This is a genomic window from Methanocella paludicola SANAE (assembly GCF_000011005.1).
Taxonomy (GTDB): domain Archaea; phylum Halobacteriota; class Methanocellia; order Methanocellales; family Methanocellaceae; genus Methanocella; species Methanocella paludicola.
In genome coordinates, this window is record NC_013665.1 from 2,716,394 (window position 1) to 2,734,317 (window position 17,924).

The 17,924-nt window shown below is 59.2% G+C and carries 17 protein-coding genes; 10 read left to right on the plus strand and 7 right to left on the minus strand.

Going from position 1 to position 17,924, the window contains the following annotated elements; translation table 11 throughout:
- Nucleotides 1-10 precede the first annotated feature (10 nt).
- The 4 genes from hdrB to MCP_RS14075 are packed head-to-tail and all read right to left on the minus strand — an operon-like array spanning nt 11 to nt 2,827.
- The gene (gene hdrB / locus MCP_RS14060; RefSeq protein ID WP_012900328.1) at nt 11-922 is read right to left on the minus strand and encodes a CoB--CoM heterodisulfide reductase subunit B; all 912 of its coding nucleotides are present in this window, start codon (nt 920-922) and stop codon (nt 11-13) included.
- Nucleotides 919-1,467, minus strand: coding sequence for a CoB--CoM heterodisulfide reductase subunit C (gene hdrC, locus MCP_RS14065; RefSeq protein WP_012901512.1), 549 nt, complete (start codon nt 1,465-1,467; stop codon nt 919-921). Before hdrC ends, hdrB begins: the two co-directional genes overlap by 4 nt.
- Nucleotide 1,468: 1 nt before the next feature.
- Complete coding sequence (locus MCP_RS14070) at nt 1,469-2,563, minus strand: 4Fe-4S binding protein (RefSeq protein WP_012901513.1); 1,095 nt, start codon at nt 2,561-2,563, stop codon at nt 1,469-1,471.
- A 21-nt stretch (nt 2,564-2,584) separates the two neighbouring features.
- On the minus strand, nt 2,585-2,827 hold the full coding sequence (locus MCP_RS14075; protein WP_012901514.1) for a 4Fe-4S binding protein: 243 nt from the start codon (nt 2,825-2,827) through the stop codon (nt 2,585-2,587).
- Nucleotides 2,828-3,401: 574 nt separating this feature from the next.
- On the opposite strand from MCP_RS14075, the gene MCP_RS14080 reads away from it, so the two are divergent.
- From MCP_RS14080 to MCP_RS14095, 4 genes are all read left to right on the plus strand, one after another.
- Nucleotides 3,402-4,316, plus strand: coding sequence for a hydrogenase (locus MCP_RS14080; protein ID WP_012901515.1), 915 nt, complete (start codon nt 3,402-3,404; stop codon nt 4,314-4,316).
- Nucleotides 4,317-4,328: 12 nt separating this feature from the next.
- Nucleotides 4,329-5,741 (plus strand): Ni/Fe hydrogenase subunit alpha, encoded by a 1,413-nt coding sequence (locus MCP_RS14085; RefSeq protein ID WP_012901516.1) that lies wholly within the window; start codon nt 4,329-4,331, stop codon nt 5,739-5,741.
- A 113-nt stretch (nt 5,742-5,854) separates the two neighbouring features.
- Nucleotides 5,855-6,658, plus strand: coding sequence for a hypothetical protein (locus tag MCP_RS14090; protein ID WP_128860085.1), 804 nt, complete (start codon nt 5,855-5,857; stop codon nt 6,656-6,658).
- 83 nt (nt 6,659-6,741) lie between these two features.
- Nucleotides 6,742-7,509, plus strand: coding sequence for a hypothetical protein (locus MCP_RS14095; protein WP_012901518.1), 768 nt, complete (start codon nt 6,742-6,744; stop codon nt 7,507-7,509).
- A gap of 23 nt (nt 7,510-7,532) precedes the next feature.
- Here MCP_RS14095 and MCP_RS14100 read toward each other — a convergent pair whose 3' ends face one another.
- Nucleotides 7,533-8,204 (minus strand): flavodoxin family protein, encoded by a 672-nt coding sequence (locus MCP_RS14100; protein WP_012901519.1) that lies wholly within the window; start codon nt 8,202-8,204, stop codon nt 7,533-7,535.
- Nucleotides 8,205-8,292: 88 nt separating this feature from the next.
- Between MCP_RS14100 and MCP_RS14105 the strand changes: the two genes are divergently transcribed.
- The 3 genes from MCP_RS14105 to MCP_RS14115 are packed head-to-tail and all read left to right on the plus strand — an operon-like array spanning nt 8,293 to nt 11,174.
- A complete protein-coding gene (locus tag MCP_RS14105; protein WP_012901520.1) occupies nt 8,293-9,576 on the plus strand; it encodes a tripartite tricarboxylate transporter permease in 1,284 nt (427 codons plus the stop codon).
- 52 nt (nt 9,577-9,628) lie between these two features.
- Nucleotides 9,629-10,486 carry an ATP phosphoribosyltransferase gene (gene hisG / locus MCP_RS14110; protein ID WP_012901521.1) on the plus strand — a complete coding sequence of 286 codons (858 nt, stop codon included), beginning with the start codon at nt 9,629-9,631 and terminating at the stop codon, nt 10,484-10,486.
- Between the two features lie 10 nt (nt 10,487-10,496).
- Nucleotides 10,497-11,174, plus strand: a complete 678-nt coding sequence (locus MCP_RS14115; RefSeq protein WP_012901522.1) for a phosphoglycerol geranylgeranyltransferase — start codon at nt 10,497-10,499, stop codon at nt 11,172-11,174.
- A gap of 8 nt (nt 11,175-11,182) precedes the next feature.
- Here the strand turns inward: MCP_RS14115 and MCP_RS14120 are convergent, their stop codons facing one another.
- Both MCP_RS14120 and MCP_RS14125 read right to left on the minus strand, forming a co-directional pair.
- Nucleotides 11,183-11,845 (minus strand): class I SAM-dependent methyltransferase, encoded by a 663-nt coding sequence (locus MCP_RS14120; protein WP_012901523.1) that lies wholly within the window; start codon nt 11,843-11,845, stop codon nt 11,183-11,185.
- 39 nt (nt 11,846-11,884) lie between these two features.
- Nucleotides 11,885-12,769 carry a UbiA family prenyltransferase gene (locus MCP_RS14125; RefSeq protein ID WP_012901524.1) on the minus strand — a complete coding sequence of 295 codons (885 nt, stop codon included), beginning with the start codon at nt 12,767-12,769 and terminating at the stop codon, nt 11,885-11,887.
- 56 nt (nt 12,770-12,825) lie between these two features.
- Between MCP_RS14125 and MCP_RS14130 the strand changes: the two genes are divergently transcribed.
- The 3 genes from MCP_RS14130 (at nt 12,826) to MCP_RS14140 (ending at nt 17,924) form a co-directional block, all read left to right on the plus strand.
- Nucleotides 12,826-13,338: a DUF367 family protein gene (locus tag MCP_RS14130; RefSeq protein ID WP_012901525.1), complete on the plus strand. Its 513-nt coding sequence runs from the start codon at nt 12,826-12,828 to the stop codon at nt 13,336-13,338.
- A gap of 172 nt (nt 13,339-13,510) precedes the next feature.
- Nucleotides 13,511-15,442, plus strand: a complete 1,932-nt coding sequence (locus MCP_RS14135) for a PAS domain-containing protein (RefSeq protein ID WP_012901526.1) — start codon at nt 13,511-13,513, stop codon at nt 15,440-15,442.
- 286 nt (nt 15,443-15,728) lie between these two features.
- Nucleotides 15,729-17,924, plus strand: a complete 2,196-nt coding sequence (locus MCP_RS14140) for an ATP-dependent DNA helicase (RefSeq protein ID WP_012901527.1) — start codon at nt 15,729-15,731, stop codon at nt 17,922-17,924.

Consider the following 17,924-nt stretch of genomic DNA (forward strand, 5'->3'; position numbering starts at 1 on the left):
TTCTTCTCCCTCACACGATCTTATCCAGTAATGAGTCTACCTTGATCTGGTGCGCCTCAAGCCCCAGCTCGTCCGGGCTCAAGCCCTGGGCAAGCCCGAGAAGCTGGCCGTAGTGCAGCACGGGTATGTTGTACACGTCGCCGAACTTCTCCTTGATCTCCACCTGGCCCAGGTCGAACTGCAGGTGACAGAACGGGCACACGTCCACGATACAGTCCACTCCGACGGCCTGCATGTTCCTGAGCTTCTCGTTGGTCATATCAAGGGCGAAATCCTTCTTGTACCCACGGACGCCTCCGCCTGCCCCGCAGCACATCATCTTGTTCTGGTACTCCATGCTCCTCGCCCCAAGCGCCTCGACCATCTCATCGAGGAACCTCGGCAACTCGGTGCCGAAGCTCGGAGCGTTCGGGAAGTTCCTCTCCCTGCCAGGCCTCAACAGGTGACAACCGTAGTGAATACCCACTTTGATACCGTTAAGCGGCTGCACCACGCTATCCCGGATCTTCTTGATCCCGACATCGTTATACAGCTGCTCGGCCACATGCCGCACCTCTATAGAGCCCTGGAACTTCATGTCAGCCAGCTTGAGGATACCGTTGACCTTCTCCTTCTCCGCAGGGTTCTGCTTCAACTTCTCGTTAACATCATACAACGACTTGTAACAGCCATTACACACAACTGTGCAATTCATGCCCATCTGCTCCGACAGGCAAATATTCCTCGCCGCCAAAGCCTCCCACGTCAGGAGGTCCATCGAACCGAACGCGCCCGGAGCCGGACAGCACCCGGCACCCTTAAGGTCCACCAGCTCAACGCCAAGATTCTTCGACGTCTTAATGGTGGCAGCCTCAATGCCCGGATAACGGTTCGGAGCAATACAGCCCAGGAACAACGACGACTTAAACTTAGATTCGCTCATTTCTTTACCTCCTTAGCGTCATACTGAGCTTTGAGGGCCATGAGTCCTGTTCCCTCCAGGATCTTCTGCACGCCGGGCATGTACTCCGGGTACGCGTGAGTCGTCGGCGGCACCTCGGACAGTCCCAGCTTGACCCTGAGCTTCTTGGTGGCGTCGTTGATCGGCACTGCGTGGCCGGTCTGGTAGATGAACGTGGCGTTCTGCAGGAAGTTCTTCGGCGCCATCAAATTCTTCGTGGCCATGTTCCTCAACGCCAGTATCACGTCAGTCGGCTTCACGTGCCTCGGGCACCTGTCAGTACAGGTGTAGCACGTCGAACAATACCAGATCTCATCGCTCTTCATCAGCTCATCCTTCAAGCCAAGAGCGGTCATCCTCATGATCTTCCTGGTACGGAGAGCGTTCCTCCTGCCCATGGGGCAGCCTGCGGTGCAGGTGCCGCACTGGTAGCATACGGAGATGTTCTCTCCTCCGCCCTTCTCCACCTCGTGGGTGAAGTTCACGAGACCCTTGTTAAGATTTAAAACCTGAGATTCTAAAGCCATTTTACGCCCCCTTGATCTTGGGAGTCTTCTCGGCCATCAGCTTGTCGGAGATCTTCTTGGACAGGTTCGTCTCCTCGCCCTTCCAGTTGATCTTCGTCCTCTTCATCCTGATGGTACCGTCAGCCGGGCAGGCCTTGATACATGCTCCGCAGTACATGCAGAAGTCCTTGTTGTAGCTCAGCTTGCCGGGCTTCTGGCCCGCTTCCTCGACCGGCGGGATGTATAATGCGTTGGCCGGGCATACCTCTACGCAGGTAGAGCAGCCGGCGGGGCACCTGTCGGTGACGAGCTCGTACTCGCCCTCGAACAGCTTCTCGACCTTGGCCGCGTCCCTCGGGCAGATGACCTGGCACCAGGAGCAGGTGATGCACTTCTCCAGGTCGATGTCGACCTTGCCGCTCAGCTTCGGCGCAGCGAGCTCCTTTCTCTCTAGCTTGATGGCCTCTTCGGGGCAGGCGCTGATACATAGCTGGCAATAGTCGCACTTCTTCTCGTCGAAGTTCAGTTTGCCGATCTTCTTCACGGTGAGGGGGGTCGGCTCCTTGTAATCGATCTTGTAAGCGTCACAGAGCTCGGCGCAAATGCCGCAGAGCGTACACTTGTCCTCGTCGAGCTTGAATTCAAGCGCGTACTTAGTGTTCGTCGAAGACGCTTTGTGGCCCTGGTCCACGTCGGCCACTTCTCGCTTGATGGCGTCCCTGGGGCAGACTTCCTCGCAAAGCACGCAGCGAGTGCACTTCTCGGGGTCGATCTTCGCGTCCTTGGCGATCTGGGGGAAGCCCTGCTGCTCGATGATGGGCAGCTTCGGCTGGCCGTCCACGGTCAGCTTGATCGCGTCGAACGGGCACATGATGTTACAAACGCCACAGTACGAGCACTTCTTAGCGTCGACGTCGATCTTCGAGGTCTTGGCCTTGCCGCGCCCGACCGCTCCGAGCGGGCCTTCGCTGATGGCCTCTTCGGGGCACGCGTCGATGCACACTCCGCAGCCGGTACACTTGTCGAGGTCGACCGTTAAGTTGGACCTGGTCAATAGCAACTTTTGCTCGACGTCCAGCTTATTATTCTCTATTTTTTTCGAGTAACTGGGAAACAAGTATATTCTCCTCCTATACGTTTATTCCGTTGTTAGCGTGATCGCTCTCTGGGGACATACCATTAAGCAAATGCCGCAACCATTGCAGACGTCCTCATCGATCACTACAGCCTTTCCGTTCAGCACGTTGTACGTCTTCTTCCTGGTCACCGGGTTGACCACGGTGAGCTCCAACGCATTGACCGGACAGGCGACAACGCAATTATTGCAACCAGTACAGATCCTGCCCTGGATATCTAATGCTATTGTCGTCACTTTTCGCACCAGCCATTAGGGATTTTTTTCATTTTTGTATGCCTACGTATCTATTTATAGATTGCCATCGCCTACGTTTGCCTATTTGAGGTGTTGAACATCCTATTTTGAGCGTTAGTTTTTAAATATTTTTTTCCTCTGGCCCTTTTAGGTATATCGGCAAGCTCAGGATGGCTCGTAAATTTTTGGCACCATACCGGCGCTCGTTTACTCGACGCTACCGGTTGGTTATCACATTTAATTACAATTTCAAACCTATGACTTTATAAACTTTTCCGGTGACTATAAATAATAAATTAGTATAATAAACATATATTATAGGTCGAAAGGAATTTATACTTTTAAATTATAGAAATGTGTAAGGGTATACATATATAAGGCTGTCGCCCCGGCACGAGAGCGCTTGAGCTGCCAGGACAGTCTAACATATTATGCCCGAACCGCGGTGAAAAATTTTTCAATTATAACTAAAGCTTTAAATACCCCCGCGGGAAAAAGAACATCATACTAAGCACAGGGACTATTGATTCGGCACCCGGAGAGGCCGAAATAGGACCAAGTCTTGTTAATTGGAGTGAATAAAATGGGAGAAAAAGTAAAGGTAATCGAGTCATGGATGGGCGCATGCGCCGGCTGCGAGATCTCGGTGCTCGACCTGCACGAGGCCCTCTTGCCCGTCCTGGACAAGATCGAGTTCGTCTACATACCCGTGCTGATGGACACCAAGCACCCGCCCAAGGCGACCGTAGGCATCGTGAGCGGCGGCGTCAGGAACAGCGATAACCTGCACGAGCTGCTCGAGATCAGGAAAAATTGCGATATTTTAATTGCGCTGGGAAGCTGCGCCTGCTTCGGCGGCACTCCCGGCATGGCCAACTTATACGACCTCAACGCGCTGCTCGAGGAGGTCTACATGACCACCAAGAGCACGAAGAACGACATCAACAGGCTCCCGTACATGGACGGCCTGCCGACCCTCATGCCGGACATGAGGCCGGCGAGCGACTACGTCAAGGTCGATGTCATGATACCGGGCTGCGGCCCGACCCCGGCCATGATCGGCGCGGCCATCATGTCGCTGCTCGGCGGCGCTCCCTACGAGCTCAGCAAGAAGTCCGTATGCGACGAGTGCTCCAGAGTGAAGAGCGAGCGCAACATTAAGAAGATCCTGAGGCCCTTCGAGGGCACTCCGGACGACAAGAAGTGCCTGTTCGAGCAGGGCTACATCTGCAGCGGAGCCGCCACCCGCGCGGGCTGCGGCGCAGCATGCCCGGCCGCCGGCGCCGCATGCCGCGGCTGCTTCGGCAAGTGCGAGAACGCCCCCGAGCAGGGCGCCGCGATGGTCAGCGCCGTCACGTCCTGCTACGGCCTGGACGACGACCCGGCCACCGATTTAGATAAAATGGTCGCCGACATCTACGACCCCATCGGCAACTTCTACAAGTACACCGTGCCCGTCTCGTTCCTGACCAAGAAGGCGGTCGAGAAGGTCAAGTAAGAGGTGAATATCATGGTCAAGCAAATCAAAGTAGCACCCGTATCAAGGATCGAGGGCCACGCCCAGATCACCATCGACGTCGAGGACAGCGGCAAGGTTAGCGACGCCCGCCTCAACATCATGGAAGTAAGGGGATTCGAGAAGTTCCTCCAGGGCAGGCCCGTCGAAGAGGCGCCCAGGACCGTCACGCAGATCTGCGGCATTTGCCCCGTATCGCACCACCTGGCCGCGGCCAAGGCCGTCGACCAGTGCTTCGGCGCAGGGACTGCCCCCACGGCCACCATGCTCCGTGAGCTAATGCAGATGGGCCAGTTCATCCACTCCCACTCGCTGCACTTCTACTTCCTGGCCGCCCCGGACTTCGTGTTCGGCCCGGACGCCGACCCGAAGCAGAGGAACGTGTTCGGCATCATAGCCGCCAACCCGGACCTCGCCGTACAGGCCGTCAAGTTCCGAAAGATCGGCCAGCAGATCGTCGAGGCCACCGGTGGCAGGTCCATCAACCCCGTGACCTATGTCCCCGGAGGCATCACCAAGGGCCTCACGAAGGATGACGTCGACAGGCTGCTGCCCATGGCAAAGCAGGCCGTCGAGTACTCAAAGGCGACGTTAGCGCTGGCCAAGCCCATCTTCAACCAGTACATCGACGCCGTCAAGCTGTTAGGCGACGCCGACTCGATGCACCTGGGCCTCGTGAAGAACGGCAACCTCGAGCTGTACGACGGCACCGTCAGGCTGCTCGGCAAGGACGGCAGCATCGTCAAGGAGTTCGCGGACAAGGACTACCTCCAGTACATCGCCGAGTACGTGTACCCGCACTCCTACATGAAGGCGCCCTACTGGAAGGACATGGGCTGGGAGAACGGCATGTACCGCGTCTCGCCGCTGTCCAGGATCAACGTCTGCGACCAGATCGACACCCCGCTCGCCAACGCCGAGCTGCAGGAGTTCCGCAAGGCGTTCGGCCGGCCGGCCCAGAAGACCCTGCTGTACCACTACGCCAGGCTGATCGAGCTTCTGTACGCGTCCGAGAAGGCCGTCGAGCTGCTCTCCGACCCGAAGATCACCGGCAAGGAGCTCCGCGTGCCCGTGAAGGCCCGCGCTGCGACCGGAGTCGGCATCATCGAGGCCCCGAGAGGCACTCTGATCCACGACTACGATACGGACGACAAGGGCTTCATCACGAAGGCCAACATCATCGTCGCCACGGCGCACAACAACAAGGCCATCAACGTCGGCCTGAAGAACACCGCCCAGAAGATCATCAACACCCCGACTCCCGCCGAGGGCGTCCTCAACAGGATGGAGATGGTCATCAGGGCGTACGACCCGTGCTTCTCGTGCGCTACACATACGGTCTCAGGCAAGATGCCCCTCGAAGTGGTCATCAACAGGCCCACCGGCAGGGAAGTCATCCGCAGATAAAATCAGCACATGTTCGCGAGCCCTGCGGGGTTCGCTATCTTCTATTTTTATTATATCCCACATTCGCTTAGTGGGTAACCTTTATTGCCTTTAATGGCATATAGCATTGCCAATTGGAGGGTTTAATCATACAAAAGAAAACAATTTTGATCAGCGTAATTGCTATAGTAATTATCGTCAGCGCCCTGAGCGGCTGCCTGGGCTCGTCCGGCACCACCCAGACCTCGACGCCGACGGCGACCGCGACGGGCACGCCATCCCTGGCCGCCGGGTCCGGCGACAAGATCACCGTGACCCAGTCCGGTAACACGATGACCATCAAGGGCGGAGTGGCCAACAAGGTCGTCTCCGAAAAGTTCCCGATGGATGCGGATGCCTGGTACATGATCACGTACGAGTACAATGGGCCCGAGTGGAGCAACTTCATCACCATGATATCCACCCCCGAGTACATCGCGAACGACGAGGCGATCGGAGGATTGCTGCCGATGCTGCTCGAGCCCGGAAAGGGCACCATCATCAAGGAGAAGGGCGTCTACAAGTCCACGGATTACCAGCTTTTGGCGGATACGTGCGGCGGCCCATGGACCGTTACCATTGTGAAGAACCCGGCGCCGGCGGCGTCAGGGCAGGCCAGCTTCAGCCACAAGGCGGCGGACTCGACCAACTCGATCTCCCCGTACTTCCACCTGAACAAGGGCTCGGCCACGTTCACCGTGAACCAGCAGCTCCCGGGCCAGTACTCGGTGGCGGCGGACGTCCAGCTGTATAATGCCGACACGGGCGAGTGGGCCGCGGACATCACGCACAACGATAACACGGCGACCATCACCCGCACCGTGGACATAGAGGCCGACGGCAACTACATCATGGGCGTGACCTGCGGCGGCGACTGGCAGATATCGTTCACGCAGTAAACGGCATGCCATGGCTTCCTTGCCATGGCCCTCTTTTTTTAACACAAAAATTTATAGGCTATCGGTGCCTTGTATGGCACATCATGAAGCCAGCCCCGGCCGTAGTTTTACTTATTGTCATTCTCGCCGCGACGATGAGCGGGTGTTTCGGCACCGAGCGCAAGATCACTAACACAGTGCCCCCGGCCACGCCTGAGCCGACGGCCACCCCGGAGCCGACTGCAACGCCAAAGCCGACCACCACGGCAGTACAGCCCAAGGTGACCACCGTGGGCGATACTACCTCGATAGCGGGCGCCATGGCCGGCGTGGCGAGGGACTTCAGGCTGAAGCAGGGCGTATACGTCGTCACCTGGTCGGGCTCGGGCACGCAGCTAAGCCTGTCGCTGGCCGACCTCAACGGTAACACGGTATCGGACCTGTCGAACGGCAAGACGTCCGGCAGCCGGCTGCTGGCCGTGGACGGCAGCTCTTTTTACGCGGGCAACTACAGCCTGATGGCCACGTCTGACGGCGAGTGGTCCGTCACCATCAAGAGGCCGGACACGCCATCTGCAAGCTCGCTCCCGGTGACGATGTCGGGCGGAGAGTCAGAAGGCGCGGTCTCTGCGCCGTTCAAGGCCCATAAGGGATATATCAAGATCGGCTATACGTTCACCCGCACCCCGTATGACTCCGGATACGTGTATATTTACGACGTCCTGACGGGCGAGTCGTTCTATATCAGGCCCATGACACCGGGCTCCCAGCTCGGCCAGTCCATGGCGGACGTGCCGGCCGAGGGCGTCTACATCGCTCAGGCCACGATGCCCCCGGGCTCCTCGTACGGCGAGATCACGATAAGCCAGTGAGCCTACAACGAAGAAAAAAAGAATTATGCCTTAAGCCAGCCCTTTTCTACCCAGTGCTGGTAGTTGTGGGCCCAGTTCTCCTTATTGTACTTGACGCTCTGGCTGAAATTCTTGCGCCATTCCTTATGGGCTGCCTCCTGCTCCGGGTAGTGGCGCTTTTCCTTTATTGCCGCGACCATGTCCATGCCCAGGGCGTGAGCCTTCTTGATCCCTGCGTCCATCCCCTGGGGCCCCTGGGCCGCCAGGAAGCTGGCGCTGCCGACCACCAGGCCGCCGGACTTGTTGATGAAGGCGTTCATGACGGCGAGCACCTTCTCATCGCCCCCGCCGCCCGCCGTGGTCAGCGTGACGCCGTACTTGCCGTCCATTAGCTGCTCGTGGATGAAGTTGGCGCTCCGGTCCAATAGCGTCTTGAGCTGGGCGGTGACGCCGTCGATGTAGTTGGGGCTGCTCAGGATGATGCCGTCGGCTGCGAGCAGCTTTTCTTTTATTCCGGCGTACTCGTCCTTCTGCGCGCACTCGCCGACCTTATAGCAGTTAACGCAGCCCTTACAGTAGTTTACCTTTTTCCGGGCGACGTCGATGATCTCGGTCTCGGCGCCGGCCTCGCGGGCCCCCTCCAGGGCCGCGTTCACGAGCCTGAGCGTCAGGCTGTTCTTGCCCTTCGGGCTGCTGGTGATCGCGATGATCTTCATATTATGAAAGGTTGGCCCGCGGCCTGATATATTTTCGTATGAAGGAGCGTACCACTAATTTTTAATATTTTGAAAATAAGTCTTTATTGTGCTTGAGCTTTCGCTGTTATTATTAGCATCGTCGGTGCTCGCCGGCATCGCGGTGGGCGCTGTGGCAGGGCTGCTCCCGGGGGTGCATGTTAACAACACGTCGGCGATCCTGCTGGGCCTTGCCCCTGCGCTGGCGGCCCTGGGCGTGCCGGCCCTCTACGTGGCCGTGATGATCGTTGCCAGCACCGTCTCCCAGAGCTTCCTGGACATCGTGCCCTCAATATTCCTGGGGGCTCCCGACGAGGCCACGGTCATGGCGGTGCTCCCCGGCCACCGGATGCTGCTCGAGGGCAGGGGCGTAGAGGCTGTCCGCCTTTCGGCCATGGGCAGCGGCCTGGCCATCGGCGTGTCGCTATTGCTCATGGCGCCGCTCTCGCTCTTCTTCAGGCACTTCAACGGCCCCATACAGGACTACATGGGCCTCATCCTTATCGCGATATCTGGGCTGGTGATCCTATCGAATAAAGGTACGGGGCCGTTCGCGGGGGCTCCTGAAAGGCTGAAGGCCGTCGCCTGGGCAGCCGCCATATTCCTGGCTTGCGGTTTCCTCGGCCTGGCGGCGTTCGGCGCCGAGGGGCTGCTCTCCCCTCTCATACACATCGCCGCGCCCGAGATGCTCCTGCCGCTCCTGTCGGGGCTGTTCGGCGCTCCGACGCTTCTCCTCAGCCTGCGCTCCACGCCGATCATGCCTCCCCAGTACAAGAGCACGCTATCGCTGCCGGCCGGGGATGTCCTGAGGGGAGCGGCCGCGGGCACGGCTGCAGGCGCCCTGGTATCCTGGTTCCCGGCGGTGAGCACTGGAGTGGCGACCACCATAACCGGCATGTTCTCGAAAAAGAGCGAGGCCGACGACAGGAAGTACCTCGTTTCCGTCTCTGGCGTGAATACGGCCAACGCCGTCTTCTCGCTGGTGGCCCTGTACGTCATCGGCCACCCCAGGAGCGGCGCTGTAGCGGCCGCCCAGGCGGTCATCGGAGCCATCGACTTTCGGACGTTCATGCTGCTGGCATTCGCCATGTGCCTTGCGGGGGCGCTGTCGTACCCGGTAACGATGCTAGCAGGCGGCGTCGCCGCCGCAGTGTTCGCGAAAATTAACTACGGCCTGCTCAACACCACGGTACTGGCATTCCTTGGGGCAATGAGCCTGACAATGACGGGATTCCTGGGGTTCGCGGTCTTTGTGCTGGCGGCAATGCTCGGGCTGGCGCCCCACCTGGTTAACGTGAGGAAGACGTGCCTGATGGGGGTGCTCCTCGTTCCCTGCATCCTCTATTTTATCTGAGGCCGCGTCTAAAGGCTTATATCCTCCGTCGTGTTATTAAGTTCGATAATACATGGTACGAATAGCGCTGCCCAACAAAGGAAGGATATACGAGCCGATCATGGACCTGTTCGAGCGGGCGGGGCTGCATGTCGTGGACCACTCTTCGCGGAGCCTTTTCGCGAAGACCGTGGACGATGATATCTCGCTTTTGTTCGCCCGGGCGAGGGACATTCCCGAGTACGTGGAGAACGGCGCCGCTGACCTGGGCATCACCGGCGAGGACTTCATCCGTGAGTCAGGGGCGAGCGTCGAGACGCTCCTCGACATAGGCATCGGCAAGGCCGACCTGGTGCTGGCAGTGCCGGACGAGTCGGGCATCGGCCGGGCGGAGCAGCTTGCCGGAAAGAAGATCGCCACCGAGTTCCCCGAAGTGACCGGGAAATTTTTCGAGTCAAAGGGCATCAAGGTGCACGTCGTCGAGGTCTCGGGGGCCACCGAGGTCACGCCCCATATCGGGGTCGCCGACGCGATAGTGGACCTGACGTCCAGCGGCACCACGCTGTCCATGAACCATCTGGTAGTCATCGAGCACGTGCTGCGCACCTCGCAGCGGCTCATCGCGAGCAGGGAGAGCCTGGAGAGGCACCCGAAGAAGGTCTCCGAGATCAAGCTGGCGCTGGAGAGCGTCATCGAGGCCAAAGGCAAGCGCTACTTAATGATGAACGTTCCCGCGACCTCGCTGGAAGAAGTGAAGAAGAAGCTCCCCGGCCTTTCGGGCCCGACGGTGATGAAGGTCGAGTCAAACTCGCCCATGTGCGCGGTCCACGCGGTCGTCCCGGAGAGGGAGATCTACAAGGTCGTCAACGAGCTGAAGAGCGTAGGCGCGCGGGACATCCTCATCGTGCCCATCGAGCGCATCGTTCGCTAAAAGGAGGATCATGATCGACTGGAAGAAGTGGAGGCACGTGACCAAGCTGGACCCGGATAAGCCCATCACGCCGAAGGCGGTGGCGGAGATAGTGGACTCCGGGACGGACGCCATCATGGTCTCCGGCACGCAGAACATCACGAAGGAGAACGTCGCCCGCCTGGCTGAAATGCTCAAGGACTACAGTATCCCTAAAGTGCTGGAGCCCTCGGGCACGGACGGCCTGCGGGACGATATGGACCTGCTCTTCGTGCCCTCCGTGCTGAACACCGACGTGGCCTTCTGGTTCATGGGCGCCCACAAGATATGGGTACAGCACTTCGACATCGACTGGGACAGGGTCGTGCCCGAGGCGTACATCGTATTAAACCCCAGGTCCGCCGTGGCCATCGTCACGAAGGCGAAGACAGAGATAACGCCGCGCGAGGCGGCCGCCTACGCGGAGTGCGCGGACCGGTTCTTCCACTTCCCCGTCGTGTACGTCGAGTACAGCGGCACGTTTGGCGAGCCTTCGCTGGTAAAAAGCGTCAAGGAGAGGCTGCACGATGCCCGGCTGTTCTATGGCGGGGGCATCAACTCCCGGGAAAAGGCGGAGGAGATGGCGCAGCACGCTGACACCATCGTAGTGGGGAACGCCGTATACGAGTCGGGCGGAATTGAGAAGCTCAAGGAAACCATTGTAAGATAAACACTTTTTTATTTATAGAGTCGCAGCCGGTAAGTAAAAAGCCGGTAATCGATGTCGTACTTTTTGAACCTTGAGCCCGAGGCCAGCTCGCCCAGGGACTTCTCGTCGTAGAAGTGCTCGGTGAACGTGTGCAGGTGCATGAACGTGGGGGCGAAGAAGCCGTATCGCCGTTTCAGGTCCTCCCATACCAGCGGGTTGACCTTTTTAGGGATGTCATAGATCCAGGCCTCGCCGCCTTCTCTCAGGACGCGGTATAACTCATCGAGGGCCTTACCGGGCTCCCTCCAGTGGTGGAACGAGAGGGTGCTTATCGCCAGGTCGAACTCCCGGTCCCCGAAAGGCAGGTCGTCGGCGCTGCCCGCCCTGAAGTCGACGTTAGTGACGCCCCTCTTCGCGGCCAGGGCCGGGGCGATCTTCACCATGTCCGCAGAGAGGTCCAGGCCCGTGACGTGGACGTACTTGTTCTTAGATGCTATGGCGATGGGCAGCCTCCCGGGGCCTGTGCCCACGTCAAGGATGCGGCCGGCGGGCAGGCGCTCCAGCACCTGGGCGGCGACGCTATCGTAATAGTCCCTGACCATGCGGGACGACGTGATCCAGGAGTAAAGCCTCGACAGCGGGAAAGGTATGGCCTCGGGCTCGATACGGCCTATGAGGTCGTGCAGCGACATGGCATTTACCGCGTATGGCGGGCGCCGCAATAAAAGTTATCAGAGCAAAGCCGTGAGCAGCACGCCCAGGAGCGCGATCGCCATCGAGGCGAGCGTGGTCTTACGGGCTTTCCCTATGGTCCTGACGTCGTGGCTCTTCAGGAGCGTGTAGCACACGTAGGCAAGGATGGCCACCGAAACGAGGGCAGAGGCGCCGTAGACGGGGCTCATGTAGAACTTCGTGTTCTGCATTAAAAGGGGCAGGGGCGACAGGAGCATGCCCAAAACATAGAGCGCCACGGCCATGTATTTGGCCCGGTCGGGGCCCCAGGTGCGCGCCACGGTCCGGACGTCACGGAGGGCGTCGCCCTCCATGTCCATGATCCCCTTCATGATCTCCCGGCCCAGCCCGACCACGAACGCGATGGCCGCGATGGCGTACAGGGCGAGGTTGTTATTGGCGAAGAGCATGCTGCCGAATATGAAGGGGGCAGCCATTGTGAAACTGATATAGACGTTACCCCAGATGCCGTACTCCTTGAGCCTGGCGTTATAGAGCGCGCCGAAGAGGACGAGGAATATGAGCGCCAGGACCGCGCCCATGCTGCCGGTGAAGTACATGGCCACGACGCTCAGCAGGGACGTCGCAATAGCGATCCACAGGGCCTCGGCCTTCGAGACGTCCCCTCTCACGATGGGCCTGTCCGTCCGGTTATTTTTGATGTCCACTTCGACGTCGAAGTAGTCGTTAAGGGCGAAAGCGCCCATTTCAGCCAGCACGGCGCCGGCGACGCCCGCGGCCGCGATGGCCGGGTCGGGCACGCCCCCTTTGCCTATGGCGAGGGCGATGAGCACGCCCAGCCCGTAGATGAAGCCGTGTTCCAGCCTCGTCAATTCCCAGATAGCTTTTAGTCTGATGACTATTCGAGCGAGCTTGTTCGCCATAAACGTCCCCGGCAAATATTAAAGCTAAATCACGCCAATCCTATAAACGATTTTCCATGGTCCCGCTGTACGTGTACCACGCCCGCCAGGACGACCCGAAGAAGTGCTCGGCCCGCCGGATGCAGAAGTTCGGCCTGGCGACGGTATACGAGGCGGTGGATAAGCTGCCCAGGGGGGCGGTCTTGATGAGCCCGCTGGCGGAGAAGGCCATCTCGAGGGCCGACCTGCCTTATGCCCGGAGGGGCATCGTCGTGCTCGACTGCACCTGGGAGGAAGTGGAGCGCATATTCCCGAAGCTCAACTCCAGGCGGATGGAGGAGCGGGCGCTTCCTTATTTATTGGCTTCGAACCCCGTGAACTATGGTAAACCCTTTATGCTCAACAGCGCCGAGGCCTTCGTCGCAGCGCTGTATATCCTGGGGTGCGAGGAGCAAGCCCGCGAGGTGGCGGACAGGTTCAAGTGGGGGGAGACATTCCTCGCCCTGAACAGAGAGCCCCTCGACGCATACGCCTCAGCAAAAGATTCGGCAGAGGTCATCGCCGTCCAGAAAGATTTCATGCCTGGGTAACATTTAAGGCCTGACCGTCCTTATAGTACAATTAACAAGCCTTAGCTTAAGAAAGGATCCGCAAGGGGGGCGCGGAGACAGCGATGTACGGTCGGGTATGCGTATCAAACACATGTCACGGTAGCGACACTAATTTTTGGCGTCTGGAGCCTACGGGCCGGAGGTATGGCACATGGTAGGCATGCTTCCAGAAGATAAGGGCAATTTTTACGACCGTCTCCATGACTCTGTGATACTACCCTCCAGCATCGTCGAATTCTACCCGGACGCCACGCTCGTCGTCGACAACGGGGGCAGGGTCGTCGCCTGGAATAAGGCGATGGGCGAGATGACGGGCGTCCCCGCGGAGGACATGCTGGGAAAAGGAAATTACGAGTACTCCATACCGTTCTATGGCAAGCGCATGCCGATACTCGTGGACATGGTCGGGTTGCCCAGGGAGGAGGTCAGCAGCAGGTACACGAACATCATCGTGCACGGGGACACGCTTGAGGCGCTGACCATCAAGGCGAAGGTAAAAGGGCGGGACGTCGTCCTCTGGGGGACCGCGGCCAGGCTGTACGGCCTGAACGGGAAGCCGGTCGGGGCCATAGAGTCCATACGGGACGTGACCGCGCAGGATATGGTCGAAAGAAAGCTGATGGAGTCCGAGGAAAAGTACCGGACGATCATCACGTCGACGAACGATGCTATCATTACGGTGGACACGAAAGGCATTATCACCTACGTTAATCCCAGCGGAATAAAAATGATGGGCAGGCCATACGATGACATCATTGGCCGCCATTTCACCTATTTTGTCGTGGACGCCTATAAAGATCGAGCTATACAGGCGTTCAGCCAGGGGATGGTAGGGTCGCCGGTGCCGCCCCTTGAGATCGAGATGGTCGACGGGGACGGAAGGCAGGTGCCAATAGAGCTGAGCGGCGGGGCACTGCATTCGGGGAGAGTAAAGGTAGGAGCCATCGTGACCTTCCGGGACGTGAGTGAGCGCTGGAAGGCTCACGAGAGGCTGGAGCGCCGTGTCAAGGAAAGGACAGAGGAGCTGGCCCTGAGCGAGGAAAAGTTCCGCGTGCTCGCCGAGACCACGTCGTCGGCCATCTTCATCTACCAGAAGGGGCGGTTTAGGTACGTGAACCCCGCCACGTGCAGGATCACCGGCTACTCGGAAGAGGAGCTGCTGACGATGAACTTCTGGGACTGGGTCCACCCGGATTACCAGGAGCTCGTCAAGAGGAACGGCCGGGCCAGACGCCACGGCCAGCTGTCTCCGCCGCGGTACGAGATCAAGTTCGTGACCAGGGGCGGCGAGGAGCGCTGGGCCGAGCTGACGCCAGGGCTTATCGAGTACAACAAGCGCCCGGCCATCCTGGTGACGGCCGTTGACATCACGGACCGCAAGCGGACCGAGGAGGCGCTGAAGAACTCTAAAGAGAACGCCGAGATGTACCTGGACCTCATGGGCCATGACATCAACAACATGGACCAGGTGGCATTGGGATACCTGGAGATGGCCATGAAAGCGGTGCAGGAGGACGACCCCGTCTACGCTTACATAAGCCGCTCCTATGCAATGCTCCAGGAGAGCTCCAGGCTCATCGATAACCTGAGGAAGGTCCAGCAGGCCGTAGACCGGAAGCTCAGGCTTGAAGCCGTGGACCTCGGGGCGATATTATCGGAAGTTGCGGAGGAGTACTCCATCGTGCCCGGAAGGGACGTTACTATCGAGTACCGCCCCGTCGAGTGCCAGGTCATGGCCAGCCGGCTGCTCAAGGACGTGTTCTCGAACATCGTCGGCAACGCCGTCAAGCACTCCACCGGCCCCCTGAAGGTGTCCATCGGCGTCAGGCCCTGCGTGCATAACGGCGTGCGCTGTTGCGAAGTGAGCGTCGAGGATGACGGCCCCGGCATACCCGAGGGCCTGAAAGATGCTATCTTCTCCCGCATGAAGCGCGGCAGCACCAAAGCGCCCGGCAGCGGCCTTGGCCTGTATATTGTGCGGTCCCTGGTCGAAGGTTTTAACGGCCGGGTCTGGGCCGAGGACCGCGTCCCCGGAAAGCCCGGCGATGGTAGCCGTTTCGTCGTGCAGCTCCCGTCCGTTTAAGCCCCTCAAAGCAATATAAGAATGCACGAAGACTTTTTCAGCCTCAAAGCGACTCGAAGCTGGCTCAAAGCCACTCTAAGATTTTTAATATAATTAAATAACAGCGATCAATAAGCCCCTTTTTAAAAAATTTTAGTGTCACTTCAGGCAAGCTTCGAGACACTTCGTGGCTGAAACAGTCTTCGTGCATTCTTTTGAGGCTTAGAGAAGCTTAACCTCGCTCGAGGAGAGTACTTTCGGGGCGCGAGGGAAAAGATGATTTAAGATGGGGGCGTCCTTTGCGCTAATGAAAATAGCCGAGCTGGACCTGCCGACAGATATCAAGGACTTTTACGAAGCCTCAGGCATCAGGGAGCTCTACCCGCCCCAGGCGGAGGCCGTAAAAAAGGGCTTCCTGGACGGGAAGAGCCTGCTGGCGGCCATACCCACGGCCAGCGGCAAGACGCTCTTAGCCGAGATGGCCATGCTCAAGTCCATCGCCGCCGGGGGTAAAGCGCTCTATATCGTTCCTCTGAAGGCGCTGGCCTCGGAGAAGTTCGAGCGGTTCAGGCAGTTCGAGGGCCTCGGGGTCAGGGCAGGCATATCCACGGGCGACTACGACTCGAAGGACGAGTGGCTCAAGGATCGTGACATCATCGTCGCCACCTCGGAAAAGACCGACTCGCTGCTCCGGAACGGGGCCCCGTGGCTGTCGAGCCTCACCGTGGTCGTCGCCGACGAGGTACACCTCATCGATTCTGCTAACAGGGGCCCGACCCTGGAGGTCACCCTGGCCAAGCTCAAGCGGCTCAATCCTGCCTTGCAGATCATCGCCCTGTCCGCCACCATCGGCAACGCTAAAGAGCTCGCTGACTGGATGAAGGCACAGCTGGTCGTAAGCGAGTGGAGGCCGACGGAGCTTAAAGAGGGCGTATTCTTCGGAAGGGCGATCAACTTTTCTAACGATAAGCGGGTCATAAAGACGCCCGGCCCCGACGACGTTCAGGCGCTGGTCTCCGACACGCTGGCCGAGGGCGGCCAGTGCATCGTGTTTGCCAACACTAGGAAGAGCAGCGAGAGCATCGCCCAGAAGCTCGCCAAAAGCCTCTCCAGGAAGATGACGGAGGAGGAAAAGGCCGCTTTTTTAGAGGTCAAGCAGCAGGTCATGCGCCACGCGGAGACGGACACGTGCGCCAAGCTCGCCGCCTGCGTGGAGCACGGCGTAGCCTTCCACCACGCGGGGCTCAAGGGCGAGCACCGGCACATCATCGAGAACGCCTTCAGGAAGAACACCGTCAAGGTCATCGCGTGCACGCCGACCCTGGCGGCCGGCCTTAACCTGCCGGCCCGGCGAGTGATCATAAGGGACTACCGGCGCTTCGACGTGAACTACGGGAACGTGCCCATACCGGTCCTCGAGTACAAACAGATGGCCGGGCGGGCCGGAAGGCCCGGGCTCGACCCATACGGAGAGGCCGTGCTCATCGCGAAGAACTACGATGAGCTGGGCGAGCTCATGGAGAACTACGTGCTCTCCCTTCCCGAGCAGATCACCTCCAAGCTGGGCACCGAGCCCGCGATGCGGGCCCACGTGCTTTCGGCCATCGCCACCGATTTCTGCGGCGACGTCATAGGCCTTAACGAGTTCATGGACACCACGTTCTACGCTCATCAGCGAGGCGACCTGTCCGCCGTGATCGATAATGTGCTCGATTTCCTGGAGGCCGAGAGGATGATCATAAGGACGGCGGACCGGCTTAGGGCGACCGAGCTGGGCAGGCTGACGTCCCGCCTGTACATCGATCCTCTATCCGCCTCCATCATCGTGAGGGCGCTGGAGGCCTCCAAGAAGAGGCAGGAACCCTATAACACTGAGATGGCCCTTTTACAGCTGATAGCCTCGACGCCCGACGTGAAGTCCCTGTACCTCCGCCGGTCGGACTACGGCTGGATCATCAAGTACACGGACGAGCACATATCGGACTTCCTCACAGATGTGCCCGACGTAGGGGACGAGACGGATTTCGAAGCCTTCCTTTCAAGCGTAAAGACGGCAGCCCTGGTAGACATGTGGGTCAACGAGAAGAACGAGGAGGAGATGACCGCCTTCTACAACATCGGCCCCGGCGACGTGCGTAATTTAATGGAGACCTGCGTCTGGCTCATGCACTCGACGGCCGAGATATCGCATTTGCTGAAAGCGCCCTTGACCCGGGAAGCACGGGAGCTGGCCGTGCGCATCGACTACGGCGTCAGCAAGGAGCTCATGGATCTCATTGAGCTGGAGGGCGTGGGCCGCGTCCGCGCCCGCCGTCTCTACGAGGCTGGCTATAAGAACAGGGAGGCGCTGAAGCATGTCGACCTCCAGGTACTGGCGGCCTTAATGGGCGAGAAGGTGGCCGCGAAAATACTGTCCCAGCTCGGGCGTAAAGACGTTCCCGTCTCGACGGAGCCCGACGAAGAGGTCATGGGACAGAGCACGCTGTTCAGCTTCGGGGATTAA